Source organism: Streptomyces sp. NBC_01635 (genome assembly GCF_045209715.1).
Taxonomy (GTDB): domain Bacteria; phylum Actinomycetota; class Actinomycetes; order Streptomycetales; family Streptomycetaceae; genus Streptomyces; species Streptomyces hirsutus.
This window is the reverse complement of record NZ_CP109277.1, coordinates 4,772,469-4,791,198: the sequence shown is the minus strand read 5'-3', so window position 1 is coordinate 4,791,198 and position 18,730 is coordinate 4,772,469. Positions and strand designations below refer to the sequence as shown.

Below are 18,730 nucleotides of genomic sequence, written 5' to 3'. Positions count from 1 at the left end.
TTCGTGCGTCGTGGGACTTGGACATACTTCTCTGACAGTGCCTCCGCGATACCCCAGCTGGGCCACTCGTATGCAGCTGCAACGTCACATCAACAGCTGGTCTCCGTACGAGGCAGCCCATGCGCGGTTGCACCGTCGGCAACGCCGGTCTCTCCCCTGCCGAGGTTCCGTGCCCTCCGCGTGCCCGTAGAGACGGAAAACCACGGTCGACAACGGTGCGATCCGACCCACACGACCACTTCGAGCACCAGGTATCTGCGCTGTTCAGAGCCATGCAGCCCGCCCAAGCGCCGTCGCTTCCCCAGCTGAGAGCGCGAGTTCGGCACTCGTCATCCGCTCCACACGAAACCTCCGGGTCAGCGACCCGGAGGTTCTTTACGTGTCCGCGATAACGGTGATCACGCGGCAGTTCCGGAGGCCGTCTCGCGCCGGACCGCGTCGGCGACCGCGTCACGGACCTCGTCCCTGGACGGCGTGCGCCCGCCCCCCTCGAAGGTGCGCGAGAACAACGGCTTCTCCCGGACACGGTTCGCCGTGGCCGCGAGATGGATCCCCTGACGGATGCTCTCGGTCTCGCTTGTCCCCCGGCGTTTGGCAGCACCCTTGATGATCGCCGGGTCCTCTGGGTCGGCGCAGACGTTGGTGCGTTTCCTGGACGTGCACCGAAGGAAGTCCATGTACCGGATTGGCGTATGCCGCCACCACCTCGTGCGCGTCCTCCCGCCATCGGGTGGAACAAGGCTCGGGTTCCAACGAGTGAATTCGGCCGTCCGCGAGCAGCGGCCGATGTGACAGCGGGAAGTCCCTTGCACACCGACAAGCGACGGGCAGGAAGCATCCCCATGCCGAAGTTCCTCATCCAGGCCACCTACACCCCCGAGGGCACCAAAGGGCTGCTCAAGGAGGGCGCGAGCGGCCGTCACGCCGCTGTCGACCAGGTCGTCACCGGCCTCGGCGGGCAGGTCGAGGCCATGTACTTCACCTTCGGGGAAAACGACATCGTGCTCATCGTCGACTTCCCCGACCCGGTCTCCATGGCCGCCGCCAGCCTCGCCGTCAAGGCCAGCGGAGCCCTCCGCACCCGGGCCACCCCTCTCCTCACCCTCGACGAGATCGACGAGGCCGCCCGCCGGCAGGTGGCCTTCCGCGCCCCCGGCAGGTGAGCTCCGGGGGCGGGGGCACGTCTGCTCTTCGTAGCTGAACCTCTCGGAAGCCGACCGCGCGTCCGGGACCGGGGCCATGAGCACGGACAGCGCACTCGGCCTCCGTGTCCCGGCACCTCGCGCGATGCTCACCCCGCGCCACAGCCGCACCGGATCGAGCGGGGAAACAGCGGGGGACCCACGGGGGAAGCACGCGTCGCCGACGAGGCCGCGGCTCAGCCGTTCTCCCGGGTCGGTCGGGTCAGTGCCTGATCCGGTCGTAAGCGATCACAGCCCCCCGAGCGACCGCAGCACCCCGAACCAGTGGTCCGTTCACTCGGTACGGCCGCGGGATCCCGTGCCTCTCCAGCGCAGCCTCGTACCGAGCCGGCGGGGCCTCCGGATGCGACAGGAGGAGGCCGGCAGAGTCCCGGGCCTCGGTGACTGAGGTCACCGAGGCTCACACGTCTCCAGGCCCAAGGCCGCTACCACCGCCCGCATCACGGCACCGAGCGGAGCAGCGACAGCCTGGTCGCGGTCATGGATTCGTCATGGATTCCGCTTCCACCACCGCAAGGGCAACGATCTGGTACATCTGCGCCTGCCGCCGCCTGAAGCCAGGCCGTGCAGGCAGGCGTGACGGGCGTGGTGTGCGGGTGCGGGTGCGGGACTAGCCTGGGAAGTACTCGGGCGGCCGTTCGGGACCAGGAGCTCTCCCGGTGTCGATCTCGCGGCCGAGCGGGCGCGCGGCGCGCGTCCACGGTCCCGTTTTCCCTCATGAGGTCGAGGCGCCGCACAAGGCCGGCGCTCGCACCAGGCCTTTCGCTCCGTCGACCGGGCGCCGCTTCGCATCACCGACATGCGGGTGAACCAGGCGGGAGTACAAAAATGGCTTGGAATGTGAACGGTACATATCTTGAAAGCTGCAACTGCGACACCGTGTGTCCGTGCACCACCTCAGGTCTGACCGCACCCGCCGATCACGAGCGCTGCCAGGTGACTCTCGCGTTCCACGTCGCACGGGGTGAGGTCGACGGCGTGGACGTGGCGGACCACAGCGTCGTCGTCTTCGCCGACGCGCCCCGCGTGATGGCCGACGGCGGCTGGCAGGTCGTGCTGTACGTCGACGCTTCGGCCGACGACAGCCAGGCGGACGCGCTGGGCAAGGTCTTCTCCGGGCAGGTGGGCGGACCGATGGCGGCGCTCGCCCCCCTCATCGGCGAGGTCCTCGGCGTCGAACGCGTTTCCATCGACTTCCACGACGACGGTCGCCGTCACACGGTGCGGGTGGCGGACGCCATCGACATCGAGATCGAGGACCAGGTGGCCCCGCAGTTCGGCGAGGACGGTCCCGTGATGGGGCTGACCGGCATGTTCCACCCGGCGAACAGCACGCTGACGATCGCCCGGTCGACGCGGGCCGTCGGCGACGGCGTACACGGCCGCTCATGGGACTTCACCGGCCGCAACGCACACTCGGCGCCCTTCTCATGGTCGGCGTGACCCCGACGACGATCACCGCCCGGCACAGCGCGAGCTATTCCGGGCTGGTGCTGCTCACGGCGGCCGCAGCGTGGGCGTGGGTGGCACTGCGCTGGGGGGACATGGGGTCCCGGACCATGGCCGGGCAGCTGCCCGCCTTCGTGGGCACATGGACGATCATGATGGCCGCGATGATGCTGCCGGCCACGGCACCCGTCGCCTCGCTGTACGCGCGGACGGCCCCCGTTCACCAGGCGCCGCGCATGATCGCGTTCACCGCCGGCTACGTACTGGTCTGGGCCGCCGCCGGGCTGCCGGCATACGCCCTGGCCGTCGGCGCGGCGCACGTCGCCACCGCACATCCCACGGCAGGGACGGTGGCGGCCGCCGCCGTCTTCGCCGTCAACGGTGTCTACCAGCTCACCGCCCTCAAGGATTTCTGTCTCACCAAGTGCCGCTCGCCGATCGGCCTGTTGCTGCGCTACGCGTCGTACCGCGGCCCCTCGCGCCACCTGCGTGCCGGAGCGCATCACGGCGCGTTCTGCCTGGGATGCTGCTGGTCCTTGATGCTGCTGCTCACGGCGTTCGGTGTGATGAACCTCTGGGCCATGGTGGGCCTGGCCGCCCTCGTCACCGCGGAGAAACGCCTGCCGCGGGGTCGTCTTGTCGCCCGGGTCGTCGGCCTCACCTCGCTCGCGCTCGCGATCGCCGTCTTCTGGGTGCCCCTGCTGGCCCCCGGCCTCACGGGCAGCGGCATGACCGAGATGGGCCTCCGCCACCCGTGACGCGTGCCGCACAGCCGTAAGCCCGCCGGTTCCTGGACGCCGTGGGTCCCCACCACCCCGGACATGTTCGCGGGCGCTTCCAGAGGGCCACGTTCGGTGCGGCACCTGGTGAGCCGCGCGCGGTTCTCGGGGTCCGGCTCGGCGTCGTCGCCGCCCGCTACGGGCTTGAGCTTCCAAAGGAGCCGGCAGCCGTCCTTCCCGCCTCCGACATCGATGACGAGTAGGTGTCGGCAACGTCGCGACGTGCACCACTACCGCACCGGCCGAGACGGGGAGCAGCGGGGAACCATGGTGAAAGAGCCCCAGCCCGAAGTGGCCACCCCTCAGCCGTTCGCCCAGGTCAGCACCCCGACTGGTGGCGAATGGCCGCAGTTTCCCCAGCTGAGGGCGCGAGTTCGGTTCTCGTCACCCGCTCCACGACAGACCCCCGGGCCGAAGACCCGGGGGTTGTGTGCCGTCCGGACCGGTGAGCGGCTGGCACACCGTGGTGAGGGGCGCCGGGGAAGGGATTCGTCCGTACGTCCCCACCGGGCGGGCCTGGTCTCAGCTGTGGGTGACCCACTGACCGGAAGAGAGGTCCGCTCCGGGCAGCCCCTCGGGAAGCGGTTGCCGGGCGCCCGCGGCCGCCTCACGGGACTCCGGGGCCCGGCAGAGCGCCTGGACGATGTGTTCGTTGATGGCGTGGTCGATCGCGCTCGGCTCCAGCGCCGTGCCGTCCTCGTTGAGGCGCTGGTACTTCATGAGGTTCCAGCCCATGGCGAGTTGGCGCTTGCCGTCGCGGCTGGACAACGCGATCGTGCCGGCGCCGAAGACCGCTCCGTCGTGGCCCCAGAAGCGTCCGCAGCCGGGCAGGTCGAGCACGTAGATGCCGAGGCCGTAGTCGATGCCGACGCCACCGGCGGTGACGGGGACCGTGCGCAGCATCTCGTCCAGGGCGGCCGGTCCGACCAACCCGCCCGCCAGCAGGACGCGGTAGAAGCGGTTCAGGTCGTCGGTGGTCGAGACGATCGAGCCCGCAGTGGACGCCCAGGACATGTCGTAGACGCTGTAGTCACGAGGCGGGTCGATCAGACCGTAGAACGACTCGTACATCCGGGAGTGCGGGCCCTTGATGTACGGGGTGCGCGGGTAGGAGGTCGCGCGCAGTCCGGCCCGGTCCATGACGTTGCGGGTGATGTACGTCCCGGCGCTCTGGCCGGTGACCTTCTCCAGGAGCAGCCCGGCGATCACGTAGTTGGTGTTGGAGTACGACCCCGGCTGCTCGCCGGGCCGTCCCGTGGCGGGTGCCGCCAGACCGAGCCGCACCAGTTCCTCGGGCCGGATGGAACGGAAGCGTCCTTCGTCGAGGTCGGCCGTGGAGCTGTCGGCGAGGGAGGGGAAGGCGCCCAGAAAGTAGTCGCCGATCCCGCTGGTGTGGTTGAGGAGCATTCGTACGGTCACGTCCCGGCCCCGCTCCCCCTCGACCAGGTCCGGGAGGTAGTCGCCGATCGGTGCGTCGAGCCGGATCCGGCCGCGTTCCACCTGCTGGAGCACCGCGACAGCGGTGAACGTCTTGCTGATGCTGCCCACTCGGTGTCGCATGCCGGGCTCGACCGGACGCCGGGTGTCCACGTCGGCGAGCCCGGACGCGCCGGTCCACCGCTCGGCCCCCTCGCGGACGGACGAATAGCCGCCGTACATGCCCGCTTCGTGGACAGCATCCAGCGTGGCGTGCAGAGCGGCACGGTCTAAGGACTCGGCCGTCGACGAGACGGTTTCGGTGTCGGCCGTTGCCGTCGGCACCGCGGTGGTCATGAACAGCGCGGTGCCGAGGGCGATTCCGACGAGTCGGTCGATGCGCAAGGCTTTTCCCTTCCTGGTGTCGAACCGTTTTCGGAGTAATCCTCACGGGTCGTCAATGCGTCTTACATCCTTCCTGTGGATGATCACCGGCACAGCCGGTTTTCCGGCCTCTCGCCACCTCGCGGGGTTCATCCAGCGGCTGAAGCCTCCGGGCAGCTGCCCTCCGAAGGCACCCGTCCCGGCACCAGCGCTGCCGGAACCCGCGAGAAAGGCCCCCTACCGGCGTCGGTAGGGGGCCTTCCAGGGGCGGTGAACCGCCTCGGGTGTTCGTGGGGTGCCTCAAACGCTCACGGCATGCTCGCGCACCGCGATCCGGGCCAGTTTCGTCAGCATCATGCCGTTGCGGACCCCGACGAAGTAGTCCACGGGGAGTCCGTGCATCCGGGTGCCGGGGCCCCGGAGGGGGTGCCAATCGAGGGTGAAGAGGGTGTGCTCGCCCCAAGGGGTCAACTTCATGGCGATGCGGGCCGCGCCGAAGGGATCCGCCTTCGCGTCCAGTTCCAGGCGGTGCGGGGGCTCGGAGATGCGGACGACGCAGGTGTCGTCGAGGGTCAGCGGGCCGGCGCCGACGCGGACTTCCAGTCGGGCGCCCACGTCCGGCCAGTGGGGGTCCACGGCGAGGACCTGCTGGGTTCCCGTCACCCACTCCCCGTAGCGGTGGCCGTCGGACAGCAGGCTCCAGACTTCGGACGGTGAGCTCAGGATCAGACAGCGGTTCCGGGCCATCATCACGCTCCTGGAGGATCGGCGGCAGAAAGGCGCCCCCGGTCGTGGCGTCCCCGGACGAGGACGTCCGGCGCGGCGGATGCCCGGCAGCAGTGAAGCGCGGCGCGGGAACCCGGCCGCTCCTCGGTTCGGCGGGTGGGCCCGGCGCACCGGGTCACCTCTCCGGCCGTCCACGGGCTGGCTTCCAGCGTCATACCGACCGCACCGCCTGCACAGTCCGAGAGATCCAGACGGGTGAGTCGACAGCCGGGGACGCGTGTGCGCCGGCCGACGCGGAGCAGCCGCGGCACACGACGCAGCCGCGGCGCACGACGACACAGCCGTCGCCCGCCCTCGGCGAGGGGCGTCAACCGTGCCGGACGGCGGCGGACCGGGCCGAGCCGGTCCTACGAGGCTCGTCCGACGTCGGCCGCTTCGCTCGTCCCCGCCCCGCACCGCCCGTCTCCCGCACCGCCCGGCTCCCGCACCGCCCGTCTCCCGGGCGTCCCTCGTCCGACTCCCGTGCGGCGGACGGAGCGGCCGTCCCGGGCTGCCCGGCGGCCGCACCACGAAAGCCCTGCGGCCGCCGGGGACCGGTCAGCGGTGTTCGGGGTTGTCCGCGCCCGGGTGGCAGCCGGCGTCCCACTGCGAGCGTTGGTTGCCGTGGGCGGGGATGCCTCCGGCGCGCTTCAGCAGGGCGGCGAGGTGCATCAGGTTCCAGGTCATGAAAGCGGTGTTGCGGGTGGTGAAGTCGTTCTCCGGGCCGCCCGAGCCGGGGTCGAGGTACGACGGCCCGGGGCCGGCCGCGCCGATCCAGCCGGCGTCCGCCTGGGGCGGGATCGTGTAGCCGAGGTGCTGGAGGCTGTAGAGGACGTTCATGGCGCAGTGCTTCACGCCGTCCTCGTTGCCGGTGATCAGACAGCCGCCGACCCGGCCGTAGTAGGCGTACTGGCCCTGGGAGTTGAGCAGTGAGGAGCAGGCGTAGAGACGCTCGACGACCCGCTTGGTGACGGAACTGTTGTCGCCCAGCCAGATCGGGCCGGCGAGCACGAGGATGTCGGCGGCCATCACCTTCTCGTACAGCTCGGGCCAGGCGTCGGTGGCGAAGCCGTGCTCGGTCATGTCCGGGTGGACGCCGGGTGCGATGTCCTGGTCCACGGCGCGGATCAGGTCCGTGGTCACGCCGGCGGCGTCCATGACGGCCCGGCTCTTGTCGATCAGGCCCTGGGTGTGGCTGAGCTGCGGAGACGGTTTGAGGGTGCAGTTGAAGTAAAGGGCGGTCAGGTCGTCGTAGCGGTACGGGGTCTCGGTGAAGGGTGAGGCTGTCATGGGCGGCAGCCTCTCGCACGATTTCCGGTTTGCCCCGCTTCGACGCACTCGCGCACACCTCCCCCGCATGCCTGACGGAGTCACGGCCCACGGGCGCGGTCCCGCGGTGCGGCGCCGGTGCGGGCCTAGCGTGGCCGTATGCGCGTACTGGTCACCGGCGGCGCCGGGTTCATCGGGTCCCAGGTCGTCGCCGTGCTCCGGGAGCGCGGACACGAGCCGCTCGTGTTCGACGTGCGGAAGGATCCCGGCGCCGACGTGCGGGACCCGGCAGCCGTCGGCCGCGCCCTGTCCGGTGTGGACGCCGCGTGCCACCAGGCCGCGATGGTCGGGCTCGGCGACGGGGTCGCCGACGCGGCGGAGTACGTCTCGCACAACGACCTGGGCACCGCCGTGCTGCTCGCCGCCATGGCGGAGGCCGGCGTCGGGCGTCTCGTGCTGGCCGGGTCGATGGTCGTCTACGGGGAGGGACGGTACGCGTGCCTGCGGCACGGAGTCGTACGGCCCGGGCCGCGTGCCGTCGCCGACCTCGAGGCGGGCCGGTTCGAGCCCACCTGCCCGGTGTGCGGGGGCGGCCTCTCCCCCGGGCTGGTCGGCGAGGACGTCCCGGCCGATCCCCGGAACGTGTACGCGGCGACCAAGCTCGCCCAGGAGCACCTGGCCGCCGCCTGGGCCCGCTGCACCGGCGGGTCGGCGGTGTCGCTGCGCTACCACAACGTGTACGGGCCCGGGATGCCCCGCGACACCCCGTACGCCGGTGTCGCCTCCTTCTTCCGCTCGGCGCTCGCCCGGGGCGAAGCGCCGCGGGTGTTCGAGGACGGGCGGCAACTGAGGGACTTCGTGCACGTCCGGGACGTGGCGGCGGCCAACGCGGTGGCGCTGGAGGCAGAAGCCACCGGAGGTGTGCTCACGGTGTACAACACCGGCAGCGGTGAGCCGCACACCGTCGGCGAGATGGCGCGGGCGCTGGCCGCCGCGTACGGCGGGCCCGATCCGGTCGTCACCGGCGAGTACCGGCTCGGGGACGTACGGCACATCACCGCGGACTCGTCGCGGCTGCGGGTCGGGCTGAGGTGGAAGCCGGAGGTCGGCTTCGAGGAGGGCATGGCGGAGTTCGCGCGGGCCGGAATGCGAGGGGCATAGAACCGCGCAGGGGCGCAGGACCGCGCCATCGCCGGTGCGCACCGAGCACCGCCCCGGTCTCGAACGTCCGCGTTTCCCGAGGAGAGAAAGTCCGGTATGCCTGATTCGCGTTTGTAGGGTGACCCCGTGACGACGACTCTCCCGGACGTCGACGTGGTGCTGCCCTGCCTGAACGAGGCCGAGGCCCTTCCCTGGGTGCTCGAACGGATCCCGCCGGGCTGGCGCGCCCTCGTCGTCGACAACGGTTCCACCGACGGCTCGGCCGAGGTCGCCCGCGCGTACGGCGCGACCGTCGTGCACGAACCGCGCCGGGGCTTCGGCGCGGCCTGCCACGCCGGACTGACCGCCGCCACCGCCGACGTGGTGTGCTTCTGCGACGGCGACGCCTCCCTCGACCCGTCGCTCCTCGTCCCCTTCGTCCGCGAGGTCCGGGACGGCGAGGCCGACCTGGTGCTCGGCCGACGGCGTCCGCGGGGCCGGGGCGCGTGGCCCGCGCACGCCCGCGCCGGCAACCTCGCGCTCGCGCGGATGCTGCGCCGCCGCACCGGGCTGCGCCTGCACGACCTCGGCCCCTTGCGCGCCGCCCGCCGCGCACCCCTGCTCGCCCTCGGCCTCACCGACCGGCGCAGCGGCTATCCGCTCCAGATGGTCGTCCGCGCGGCCGACGCCGGCTGGCGGATCGCCGAGCACGACGTGCCGTACCTGCCGCGCACCGGGGCGTCGAAGGTGACGGGCACCTGGCGCGGCACCTGGCAGGCCGTACGGGACATGAGGCGTGTGCTGCGCGAGCCCCCCGCGCGCGGAGGAGGAACCGTCCGTTGACCACGCTCCTCGTCATCGCCAAGGAGCCGCAGCCGGGCCGGGTCAAGACCCGGCTCACCCCGCCGTTCACGCCCGGTCAGGCGGCCGAGCTGGCCGAGGCGGCCCTCGCGGACACCCTGCACGCCGTGGCGGCCACGCCCGCCTCCCGGCGCGTCCTCGTCCTCGACGGCGCCCCCGGCCCCTGGCTGCCGCCCGGCTTCGACGTCGTACCGCAGTGCGCGGGCGGGCTGGACGAGCGGCTGGCGGACGCCTTCGCGCACTGCGACGGCCCGGCCCTGCTCATCGGCATGGACACCCCGCAGGTGACGCCGGAGCTGCTCACCGTGGACTTCACCGACTGCGACGCCCACTTCGGCCCGGCCGAGGACGGCGGTTTCTGGGCCCTCGGTCTGGCGCACCCCGATCCCGCCCTGCTGCGGGGCGTGCCCATGTCGACCCCGGGGACGGGAGCGGCCCAACGGAACCGGCTCCTCACCGCCGGCCTGCGGGTGCGCGACCTGCCACCCCTGCGCGACGTCGACACCGCTGCCGACGCCCACGCCGTCGCCGCCCTGGCCCCGTACGGCCGCTTCGCCGCACGGCTGGCCCGGTGCGCGGCGGTCGCGGGGCCGGATGCGCGGCCGGTCACGGGAGGCGACTCGCCGCCGGTCACGGGGGTCGACTCGCCACCGGCCACGGAGCCGGGATCCGGGCCGGACTCTCCACCGGACGGCCGACCGTGCTCCCCACCGGGCCCCTGACCCGTCGCGGAACCGAATCCGCCCACGGCCGCACCCCGATGAGCACCCCGTGCCCCGCCGTCCGCCGTCCGCCGGCCACCGGCCACCGGCCACCGGCCACCGGCCGGTCAGTGGACGGCCGGCGGGCGCTGCTTCGCCGCCCTGCGCAGCCGCCGCAGCCGCAGCGTCAGCAGCAGCGCCGAGCCGCCGAAGAGGACGGCGGTGATCAGCAGCCAGCGGCCGAGGAACACGTCCGCCGACAGCCCGGTGCCGAGCCGGTAGCGCCGCTCCACCCTCCCGCTGATCAGCGGGAACCACACCAGAAGGAGCAGTACGGAGAGGGCCGCCGGTACGCGTACGTACGGCACCCACTCCCGGCGCCGGACCGCACCGAGCCCCCGTACGATCGCCCGGTCCGCGACCGCGTACAAGGGAAGCAGCACGAGGTCGTGCAGCAGTGCCGCCCCCACGAACCACAGCGCCACACCGAACCAGTCGTCCGCGAGCAGCCGTACCCCCGCGTAGGCGGCGAGCGCGAACGAGCAGGCCAGCAGTAGGAGTTGCAGAGGGCTGCCGATCGGAAGGCGCGGAAGCCGCAGAAGCCAGGGAAGGCGCGGAAGCCTTGGAAGCCGTGGAGGCATCACAGGTCTCCGAACGTCATCCGGGCCACCCACTTGGTGTTGAGCACACCGGGCGCGGCGGGCACGATGATCCGCGCCGGGTGGCCGTGGTCGGGGGACAGCTCCTCGCCGTTGACGTACAGGGCGAGCAGGGAGCGCGGGTCGGCCACCTGGTTGGCGCGCAGCGCGGCTTCCCGGAAGGCGCCGCTCCGCTGGAGGGACTCGACGAACACGTCCGGCGGGTCGTCGTCGTACCCGACGAGCGCCGCGAGGTCGCGCAGCCGCACCCCGCGCCACCACTGGTCCGACGTCGACCAGCCCTCCACGCAGGCGATGGGCAACGCCGCGCTGTGCAGGGGGAGCCGGAGCAGCTCGTCCCGGCGGAGGCGGACGGTGCCCGCGCGCCCCGTGACGACGAGCCGCCACACGTCCTCGCCCGTCTCCGCCGCGTCGATCCCGGCGTACGCGGCGGTCTTGTTGATCTGGAAGCCGTTCGGGCCGCTGCCGGGATCGCCGCCGCCGCGCGGTGCCAGGAGGGCGGTGCGCCGCAGCGGACCGTCGAAGCTCTGCCCCACCGTGGTGGCGAACAGCAGCAGCGAGCCGCCCCCGACGAACCACAGGGCGCCCCGCCGGGAGAAGGTCGGCTCGGCGGGGCGCGGAGTCACCAGGTCGTTCCGCTCCTCCCGCGGGTGCCGCAGAGTGCGCAGCACCGTGGGCATCCTCAGCAGCACGTGGGCGACGAACGCGGCGAAGAACACCCACGCCCCGTAGAAGTGCAGCGTGTAGAAGGAGCCGGGGAAGACGTAGTCGAGCTGGATGTTGAGCACACCGGTCACGAACTGGAACAGTGCGCCGCCCACCAGGAGCAGCAGCGAGATCCGCTCCAGGGCGTGCGCGAGCGAGCGGGCCGGCGGCAGCGCGAACAGCCTCGGCACCACGGACCACAGCTTGGCGAGCAGGACGGGGATCAGGGTGATGCCGAGGGTGACGTGGACGCCCTGGTTGAGCCGGTACAGCCAGTGCGGGTCCGTCGGCCAGGCGAAGAGGTAGAAGCCGAGGATCCCCTTGTCCGGCGTCTTGTCGTTCACCGGCGACAGGTCGGGGTTGTAGGCGGCGTACGAGACCAGGCCCGTCACGAACAGCACGGTGATGCCGACGAGCAGGACGAGGCCCAGCACCGAGGTGAACCAGGGGCCGCGCAGGGGGCTGCGCCAGAAGCCGGGCGAGGAGGGAAGCCGTGGGGCGGCGGGGTCGCGCATGTCCCGACGGTAGGCCGGAACCACCCGGCGAAAGGTGAGCAACCCGTGATGAAACGCCGACATCGGGCCCGGTCGGCGGTCCGTGACCGGCCGCGCGGCCTAGCGTTCCGGTGTGAACCGCACCCCGCCCTCCGCCGAGCCCGGCGCAGCGCACTCCGGCGTGCCGCGCGGCCCGAGCCGTGACCTGTACGCCGCCGGGGCCGCCGTGCTGCTCGTGACGGCGGCCGTGCTGGTCGGCCGCCGCATCCAGGGGACCAGCCGTACGCTGTTCGCCGACTGGCCGCCGCTGCTGGCGTCCTGGGGCCCCCACCTCGGCCCCGGCACTCCCGCGGCCGTCCTGGTGGCGCTCGCCACCGTGGCGTACGGCCCCGCCCTCGCGGCCCGTCTCCCCTGGCGGGCCCTGGTCCCCCTGACGTGGGGCACGTCCCTGGCGTGGACCTTCTCCCTCGCCCTGGTCGACGGCTGGCACCGGGGCATCGCCGTCCGGCTCACCACCCCCCACGAGTACCTCCAGGCCGTCGACCGCTTCCATGACATCCCGGCGGCGCTGCGGGACTTCACCCAGCACATCCTGCTCGGCTCCCCCGACCACTGGCCCGCCCACATCGCCGGCCACCCGCCCGCGGCCGCGCTCACCTTCGTCCTGCTCGACCGGATCGGGCTGCGGGGCGGGGGCTGGGCCGGCGTGTGGTGCATCACCGTCGGGGCGACGGCCTGCGCGGCCGTACTGGTCACGATCCGCGCCCTGGCCGACGAGGCACTCGCGCGAAGGGCGGCGCCCTTCCTCGTCCTGGCCCCGGCCGCCGTGTGGATGGGCACCTCGGCCGACGCGTACTTCGCGGCGGTGGCGGCGTGGGCGGTGGCGCTGCTCGCGCTGGCGGTCACCGGACGGTCCCTGTGGTGGGCGGGGGCGTCCGGGCTGCTGTTCGGCCTGACCTGCTACCTGTCGTACGGCCTCACGCTCGTCGCACTGATCGCGGCGACGGTCATGGTCCTCGGCCGGCACGGGATCCGGGGGCGCCCCGCCCTGCTGGCGCCCCTGCTCGCCGGACTGGCGGTGGTCCCGACGGCGTTCACGCTCGCCGGGTTCAACTGGTGGGAGGCCTACCACCTGCTGGGCACGCGCTACCACCAGGGCGTGGGCGGCATCCGCCCCTACGGCTACTGGGTGTGGGCCAACCTCGCCTGCACGGTGCTCGTCACGGGCCTGGCGACGGCGGCGGGCCTGCGGCGGACCGGTGCGGTGCTCGTCCGCCGCCGCCGCGGCGCCCCCGACCGGGCAGCCGAGGCCCGCCTCGCGCTCCTCGTGTCCGCCGCCCTCCTCGCCCTGCTGGTCGCCGACCTGTCCGGCATGAGCAAGGCGGAGACGGAACGCATCTGGCTGCCCTTCACCCTGTGGCTGCTCCCGGCCTGCGCGTTCCTCACCCTCCCCCGAGGTCCCGGCTCCTCCCCCGAGTTCTCGACTCTGCTCGAACAGGGGGGACCCCCACCAGCAGGGGGGACCCCCGTCCGCGCCTGGCTCACCGCCCAGGCACTGCTCGCCCTGCTCCTCAACCATCTGCTGCTCACCCGATGGTGACCGCTTCCGAGCGGGGCCGAGGAGCAGCAGAGCCGAACGAGTCGCGTCACATCGGGCGAAGGCGAGGATGAGCAGCATCTCGATGCTTGCGTGGGTGCGGTCGCCTCCGCGGAGCAGGAGTTCCGCACAGGAGGCGCCCTTCACCCGCCCGTCGTCGACAGGACCGGCGGCTTCCACGTCACCGACAAGAACGTGGGCATGGCCCGAACGGAGGACGACACCCTGATGGTGGGGGGCGGCCGTTCTGCCGACCGCCCCCCACCACCCGAGCTGTCAGGGGTTTTCGATGGTGATGAAGGGGTCCCACTGGAAGTACCCCTTCAATTGCCGATGGCGGTCCAGGATCTGGAAGGAGAAGTGGTACACGACTTTTCCGGTCCTTTTGACCGTCGTCCGCCAGTAATGGTCCTGGTAGTTCTGCGTCACGAATTCCGGCCTGCCTTCGGTTCCCTCCTTCGGCATCGGATAGACGCCGTCGATCACCTCGATCTCCGGCGTCCTGATGAGCACGTGCTCGTTGTCGCTGCTCACGTACCGGTACAGGAGTGCCTTGTGGTCGGTGTCGAGCGACAGCGTCGTCTCCCGCCACTTGACGCTGTCCCCGGGTTCGGCCCGGAGGTTCAGCTCGGCGCCCGACGTGCCGATGATGTGGTCCTGGCGCGTCGTCATGTAGATCAGGCTTTCGTCGACGTAGGTCGGCGCGTCGGGGTTCTTCGACGCGTCGGGGTACCGCTCGACGATCGTGGCCGCATCGAATGCGATCAGTACGTTGAGATCAGCCATTTCCTGCCCCTTTCGGACACGGGTTCCTCCTGGCGCACCGCCTTGGCGCGCCTCTTGCTCCTGCCGGGCCGGGCGGCCCGTCAGGCGGTCGTGGCGGGCTTCGGCACCTTGTACGCCATCGCTCGCGGGTAGTCGTGCCAGCGCAGGCGGACGCGGACCAGCAGCGGTCCGGCGTTGACCGGGTCGGCGGGGGCGGTGAGGTGGGCCAGCAGGGCGTCCAGCTCGGAGGTGTCCGCGACGACGATCCCGTTCGCCGGGGTGTTCCCGCCGGCGAAGACGGCCGCGAGGCGGTCGTAGTGCCACGGGTGGAGGACGTTGTAGAAGTCCGGGTCGTACGGGCCGTCCGGGTCGACGGGGCCGGTGAAGCCGTCCAGGCCGACGGAGCCGTCCGGGCCGGTGGAACCCGGCTCGGCGTAGTAGGACGGGCGCACCAGCATCTGCTCGATGCCGTAGAAGTGTCCGTTGTCCATGACGAACACCACCGACCGCAGCCCGAGCCGGGTGTGGGTGGAGATCTCCTGACAGGTCTCCTGGAAGGCGCCGTCGCCGACGAACACCATCGGGCGGGCGGGCGTGCGCTCGGGGGCGAGCGCGGCGCCGGTGGCCGCGCCGACCGACCAGCCGATGGACAGCCAGCTGACCTGGGACAGGAACCCGCCCGCGGGCAGGGACAGGTTCATCGAGCCGATGAGGGAGAAGGCGGCGTCGGAGACGACCGTCCAGTCCTCCCGGGTCTCGTGGCCCAGGAAGTGGTTGATCCGGTCGAACACGCCGTCGTAGGTGAGCCGTTCGGGGTGCCGGGACGGCGAGCCGGAGACCCGGAGTGAGGCGCGGTGGTGTTCCAGGGCGGCGGGGCGGTCCTCGGGCGCTCCGTGGTGGGCGTGGGCCTCGGCATAGTAGTCGGCGGCCAGGCCCCCGGAGCCGTAGCCCTTGACCAGCGCGCCCTGGAGGGCGGGCAGCAGCTGTTCGAGCCGGACGTCGGGGAAGTAGGAGGTGCCGACGCTGAGGCCGCCGTGCGCGGCCATCACCCAGTCGGTGCCGACGGACTGCTCGCCGCCGAGGTTCTTCGACGTGGACCAGGCGCCGAGCCCGATACGGCAGGTGGCCCAGTCCTGGAAGATCCAGTGCACGTCCGGGTGGCTGGCGCGGCCGTTGTAGACGCCGTGGAACTGCGGCTGGTCCTCGTCGACGACGGCCTTGGCGCCGACGGTGGTGCAGAACGGCACTCCGGTGGCCTCCACCAGGTCGGTGAGCTGCCCGCCGAGGCGGAACCGGTCGATCTCCTCGCCGGCCCACACGATCGGGCGGGGCCTGCCGTCCGGGCCGGGGTGCTCCTCGATCAGGGTGAGGATCGCGTGCACGGCACTGTCCAGCATGGTCTGGTCGCCTGCGCCGAACGGCCGCTCGCGGCGGAGGATCGGCTCCCCGGGTTCGACGCAGGGCTCGTCCCACAGGTCCTCCATGACCTCCAGGTAGACCGGCCTGCGCTCGGAGAGGCACGCGGTGAGCGCGGCGTCGATCTGGCCGGGGGCGAGACCCGGGTGGGAGATGATCTGCGCGTCCGCGGTGACCTGCCGGTAGACGTCCAGGTTGCTCTCCGGGCGGGGGCTCATGTGGGAGGTGAGCAGGCCGAGGGCGCGGTAGTTCTGCCACTGCTCGTAGGGCGGGGAGGCGTTGACGACGACGAGCGGGACCTGCTCGACGTAGGCGCCGCCGCACGCGCCCAGCAGGTTGAACGCGCCGACGCTGTAGGTGACGGCGGCCGCGCCTATGCCGTGGATGCGGGCGTAGGCGTCGGCGGCCTGGCCGGCGCCGCCCTCGGTGGGGGTGCCGACCCACTCGATGTCGCCCTCGGCGCGCAGGGTGGTCAGGAACGGGCCGAGGTGGTTGCCGGGGACGCCGAACAGGTGGGTGATGCCCAACTCGGCCAGGCGCAGGGCGAGGTAGCGGGCGACCGTGCACCTCGGGGTGATCGCGATCACGACGAGTACTCCTCCCTGTCCGGGCCCGGGGTGGTGACCGGCGGGGCCCGGTGGACGGCGACGGCGGCGCGGACGGCGCTCTCCAGGGCGCCCTCGATCCAGGCGTGCTTGAGGGACGTGTGCTCTCCGGCGAAGTGCACGGGGCCCTCGGGCCGGGAGACGTCCAGGTGGAAGCTGGTCATCTGGTGCGCGGTGTAGATGGCCGCCTCGCCGAAGGCGTACGGGTCGCGGGCCCAGCTCTGGGTGGCGCCCCGGCCGGTGAAGAACACCTCGACGCGGCGGCCGTGCACGGCCTGGAGGTTGCGCAGGGCGTAGACGTAGCGCTCCGCGTCGCGCAGGGAGTCCCAGCGTGCGGCGTCGTCGGACCAGCAGTACGAGGCGAGCACGACGCCGCCGGTGCTGCCCTCGACCCGGTGCGAGGGGTAGTACATGAACCGGTTGGGGTTGTCGGCGGCGGAGCCTCCGCCGAAGCAGTGGGTGGCGGGGCGGACGGCGGGGCCGCGCAGCGGCATGGTCCTGTCGAGCCGCCGCATCTCCTCGGTGACGCCGCTGTCCTTGGCCGCGGCACCGAGCAGGCCGGCCTCCGGATCGGGGAGGGTGAGGTGCGGCTCGGTGTCCGCCCCGGCGCCGAGCCGGTAGTACGCGTAGAGGCCGGGTGCGATGTTCTCCAGCTCGCCGCGCCAGTCGTCCTCGGTGAACTCCCACCAGCGGTGGCTGAACTCCAGCAGCACCTTGGTGGCCTGGTCGTAGTGGGTCTCGATGAAGGCGCGGCGCTTCTTGTACGACATCGAGGGGACGATCTCCACGAAGCGCAGGGCGGAGAACGGGACGGTGACGATCGCCAGGTCCGCGGTCCACAGACGCGGCGGGGCCTGCGGATCGTCCTCGGCGACGGTCTGCACGGCCACGCCCCGACCGTCGGGACCGACGGCGCCGGTGCCCTCGGGGCCGGCGTCGCGGCTGGGGTCGTGGTACTCGAGGCGGATCATGCGGTGGCCGAGCCGCACCTCGTCGCGCAGGCCCTGGTGGAGGGCGTGCGGCAGGCGCCAGCTGCCGCCGGGGATCTCCCAGTAGCGGACGGCGGAATTGATGTCGCTGCGGCTCAGGAAGCTGTGGAAGAAGGAGAGGTGCAGCCGTGAGGACATGTTCTCCAGCGTTCCGACGGCCTCGATCGCCTCGTCGCTGAGCCCGGCGTGGTCGCGCAGGAAGCCGCCCATGGAGTAGCCGTCGAAGTCGCGGATCACCCGGGCCCAGCCCTCGACCCACTCGTCGAACGGCTTGTTGACACGCGTGCCGTCGACGACGTCGGAGTAGTAGTCGCGCACGCTTTCCAGCGCGTCGTCGACCATCTTCACGACGGGGGAGCGGACCTCGTCGTCGGTGAGGTGGAAACCCTCGTTGATCCGTTCGGGACCGGCGGCGTAGTCGGCCCGCCGCACCTGGACGCGGTTGGCGCGGATCCACGCGTTGCCGCGCTTGTCGGGTTCACGGAAGTCGGGACTGTCGTCGCCGTGGGTCCAGGTCCGGCCGGTGAAGGAGGTGTACGTCACCGGCGGGAGGGGGACGTCGGGGCCGCTGCCGGTGGAGGGGTCCACGTCCACGTTGTAGAACTGGCGGCGGCCGAGCCCCAGTTTGTCGACGAGGGCGAGGACGAGCGGGTGGAAGTCGGGCAGCCGCATGGCGCCGGCTTCGGCGTACTGGGCGGGGTCGGCGAAGGGCTGGTGGTGCTCGGTGGCGCGGAAGGTCTTGATGCGCCCGCCGACGCGGCCGGCGTTGGCCTCGAGGACGGTGACGTCGTGGCCGGCTTCCTTGAGCAGGCGGCCGGCGACGAGGCCGGTGACGCCGGCGCCGATGACGAGGATCTTCTTGCGCGGGTGACGGGTGGGGCCGAGGTCGCCCGTGTCGATCAGGGTGCGGAGATAGCCGAGCTTGAGGTCCTCGCCGTCCGGCCCGACGAGAAGGAGTTCGCGGGCAAGCCTGAGACAGGTCTGCCAGCGCTCACGGATGGCCGAGTTTTCCCGTGGAATGTCGGTCATAGCTTGCGATCGTAGATATGGAGAAACGGTTTCCCGGATCCTTCGGCAGATAAAGTCCAGAAACCACCGATCACGCCGCTTGACGAAAATTCGACCTGCTCGGTTTTCTTTTGACGGACGGCAGATTCACCAGGGGCGGATGGGAAAAGGGAAACGAAGCCGAATCGATAATTCACTTGCGGAGTGCGGAAATCCCGGCGCCTGCAGGGTGGTGGTCCCGCCAGCCGACCGGGGCGGAAAGGGCACCGGGACGGCGATTTTCCGCCCGGCCGTCGCCGCCGCGGCCTCGCTCGGCGCTGTCGACGCCCGGGGGTTGTGGGCCGTGGGCCGTGGATCGTGGATGCCGATGTGGGAGACGGCGGCCCGACGTGAGACGTCATCCGGCTCCTGCCGCCGACCAGCGGTCTGCCGCCGGTACGAGGCAAGTGGGGCCGGCCTCCCACCACCCCCGTCGGAAAGCTGTCGGACCCGCTCCTGAGCGGCCGGGCGCCGAGCCCGGCGATGA

The 18,730-nt window shown here is 71.8% G+C and carries 16 protein-coding genes; 7 read left to right on the top strand and 9 right to left on the bottom strand.

Annotated elements, in window-relative coordinates; genetic code table 11:
* Nucleotides 1–398: 398 nt before the first annotated feature.
* A complete protein-coding gene (locus OHB56_RS22310) occupies nt 399–677 on the bottom strand; it encodes a hypothetical protein (RefSeq protein ID WP_406355231.1) in 279 nt (92 codons plus the stop codon).
* A 165-nt stretch (nt 678–842) separates the two neighbouring features.
* Between OHB56_RS22310 and OHB56_RS22305 the strand changes: the two genes are divergently transcribed.
* The 3 genes from OHB56_RS22305 to OHB56_RS22295 all read left to right on the top strand — a co-directional run bounded on the left by OHB56_RS22305 (nt 843) and on the right by OHB56_RS22295 (nt 3,409).
* Nucleotides 843–1,163, top strand: a complete 321-nt coding sequence (locus OHB56_RS22305; protein ID WP_406355229.1) for a GYD domain-containing protein — start codon at nt 843–845, stop codon at nt 1,161–1,163.
* Nucleotides 1,164–2,030: 867 nt separating this feature from the next.
* Nucleotides 2,031–2,645: a DUF1326 domain-containing protein gene (locus tag OHB56_RS22300; RefSeq protein ID WP_388219426.1), complete on the top strand. Its 615-nt coding sequence runs from the start codon at nt 2,031–2,033 to the stop codon at nt 2,643–2,645.
* Nucleotides 2,642–3,409, top strand: a complete 768-nt coding sequence (locus tag OHB56_RS22295; protein WP_406355227.1) for a DUF2182 domain-containing protein — start codon at nt 2,642–2,644, stop codon at nt 3,407–3,409. Before OHB56_RS22300 ends, OHB56_RS22295 begins: the two co-directional genes overlap by 4 nt.
* A gap of 543 nt (nt 3,410–3,952) precedes the next feature.
* Here OHB56_RS22295 and OHB56_RS22290 read toward each other — a convergent pair.
* From OHB56_RS22290 to OHB56_RS22280, 3 genes are all read right to left on the bottom strand, one after another.
* Nucleotides 3,953–5,251, bottom strand: a complete 1,299-nt coding sequence (locus OHB56_RS22290) for a serine hydrolase domain-containing protein (RefSeq protein WP_406355226.1) — start codon at nt 5,249–5,251, stop codon at nt 3,953–3,955.
* A gap of 279 nt (nt 5,252–5,530) precedes the next feature.
* Nucleotides 5,531–5,977: an SRPBCC family protein gene (locus tag OHB56_RS22285; RefSeq protein ID WP_326757094.1), complete on the bottom strand. Its 447-nt coding sequence runs from the start codon at nt 5,975–5,977 to the stop codon at nt 5,531–5,533.
* 576 nt (nt 5,978–6,553) lie between these two features.
* The gene (locus tag OHB56_RS22280; protein WP_406355224.1) at nt 6,554–7,285 is read right to left on the bottom strand and encodes a flavodoxin family protein; all 732 of its coding nucleotides are present in this window, start codon (nt 7,283–7,285) and stop codon (nt 6,554–6,556) included.
* Nucleotides 7,286–7,423: 138 nt separating this feature from the next.
* On the opposite strand from OHB56_RS22280, the gene OHB56_RS22275 reads away from it, so the two are divergent.
* The 3 genes from OHB56_RS22275 (at nt 7,424) to OHB56_RS22265 (ending at nt 9,987) form a co-directional block, all read left to right on the top strand.
* Nucleotides 7,424–8,425 (top strand): NAD-dependent epimerase/dehydratase family protein, encoded by a 1,002-nt coding sequence (locus OHB56_RS22275; protein WP_406355222.1) that lies wholly within the window; start codon nt 7,424–7,426, stop codon nt 8,423–8,425.
* 126 nt (nt 8,426–8,551) lie between these two features.
* Entirely contained in the window at nt 8,552–9,247 is a 696-nt protein-coding gene (locus OHB56_RS22270) for a glycosyltransferase family 2 protein (protein ID WP_326753833.1), read from the top strand.
* Nucleotides 9,244–9,987, top strand: a complete 744-nt coding sequence (locus OHB56_RS22265) for a DUF2064 domain-containing protein (RefSeq protein ID WP_406355220.1) — start codon at nt 9,244–9,246, stop codon at nt 9,985–9,987. The genes OHB56_RS22270 and OHB56_RS22265 overlap by 4 nt, the downstream gene beginning before the upstream one ends.
* Before the next feature lie 107 nt (nt 9,988–10,094).
* On the opposite strand, the gene OHB56_RS22260 is transcribed toward OHB56_RS22265, so the two are convergent.
* Nucleotides 10,095–10,607 carry a hypothetical protein gene (locus OHB56_RS22260; RefSeq protein ID WP_406355218.1) on the bottom strand — a complete coding sequence of 171 codons (513 nt, stop codon included), beginning with the start codon at nt 10,605–10,607 and terminating at the stop codon, nt 10,095–10,097.
* The gene (locus OHB56_RS22255; RefSeq protein WP_406355216.1) at nt 10,607–11,845 is read right to left on the bottom strand and encodes a molybdopterin-dependent oxidoreductase; all 1,239 of its coding nucleotides are present in this window, start codon (nt 11,843–11,845) and stop codon (nt 10,607–10,609) included. The genes OHB56_RS22260 and OHB56_RS22255 overlap by 1 nt, the downstream gene beginning before the upstream one ends.
* Before the next feature lie 112 nt (nt 11,846–11,957).
* Between OHB56_RS22255 and OHB56_RS22250 the strand changes: the two genes are divergently transcribed.
* The gene (locus OHB56_RS22250; protein WP_406355215.1) at nt 11,958–13,424 is read left to right on the top strand and encodes a hypothetical protein; all 1,467 of its coding nucleotides are present in this window, start codon (nt 11,958–11,960) and stop codon (nt 13,422–13,424) included.
* A gap of 273 nt (nt 13,425–13,697) precedes the next feature.
* Here OHB56_RS22250 and OHB56_RS22245 read toward each other — a convergent pair whose 3' ends face one another.
* From OHB56_RS22245 to OHB56_RS22235, 3 genes are all read right to left on the bottom strand, one after another.
* Nucleotides 13,698–14,207: an inclusion body family protein gene (locus OHB56_RS22245; RefSeq protein ID WP_055596858.1), complete on the bottom strand. Its 510-nt coding sequence runs from the start codon at nt 14,205–14,207 to the stop codon at nt 13,698–13,700.
* Nucleotides 14,208–14,287: 80 nt separating this feature from the next.
* Entirely contained in the window at nt 14,288–16,189 is a 1,902-nt protein-coding gene (locus OHB56_RS22240) for a thiamine pyrophosphate-binding protein (RefSeq protein WP_406355213.1), read from the bottom strand.
* A complete protein-coding gene (locus OHB56_RS22235) occupies nt 16,186–18,225 on the bottom strand; it encodes a flavin monoamine oxidase family protein (RefSeq protein WP_406355211.1) in 2,040 nt (679 codons plus the stop codon). The genes OHB56_RS22240 and OHB56_RS22235 overlap by 4 nt, the downstream gene beginning before the upstream one ends.
* Nucleotides 18,226–18,730: the final 505 nt, after the last annotated feature.

Bases quoted from the DNA above. Each gene is read 5' to 3' on its own strand.
- OHB56_RS22310 (WP_406355231.1), bottom strand. From the start codon at position 677: ATGGACTTCCTTCGGTGCACGTCCAGGAAACGCACCAACGTCTGCGCC.
- OHB56_RS22305 (WP_406355229.1), top strand. From the start codon at position 843: ATGCCGAAGTTCCTCATCCAGGCCACCTACACCCCCGAGGGCACCAAA.
- OHB56_RS22300 (WP_388219426.1), top strand. From the start codon at position 2,031: ATGGCTTGGAATGTGAACGGTACATATCTTGAAAGCTGCAACTGCGAC.
- OHB56_RS22285 (WP_326757094.1), bottom strand. From the start codon at position 5,977: ATGGCCCGGAACCGCTGTCTGATCCTGAGCTCACCGTCCGAAGTCTGG.
- OHB56_RS22280 (WP_406355224.1), bottom strand. From the start codon at position 7,285: ATGACAGCCTCACCCTTCACCGAGACCCCGTACCGCTACGACGACCTG.
- OHB56_RS22275 (WP_406355222.1), top strand. From the start codon at position 7,424: ATGCGCGTACTGGTCACCGGCGGCGCCGGGTTCATCGGGTCCCAGGTC.
- OHB56_RS22260 (WP_406355218.1), bottom strand. From the start codon at position 10,607: ATGCCTCCACGGCTTCCAAGGCTTCCGCGCCTTCCCTGGCTTCTGCGG.
- OHB56_RS22255 (WP_406355216.1), bottom strand. From the start codon at position 11,845: ATGCGCGACCCCGCCGCCCCACGGCTTCCCTCCTCGCCCGGCTTCTGG.
- OHB56_RS22245 (WP_055596858.1), bottom strand. From the start codon at position 14,207: ATGGCTGATCTCAACGTACTGATCGCATTCGATGCGGCCACGATCGTC.
- OHB56_RS22235 (WP_406355211.1), bottom strand. From the start codon at position 18,225: ATGACCGACATTCCACGGGAAAACTCGGCCATCCGTGAGCGCTGGCAG.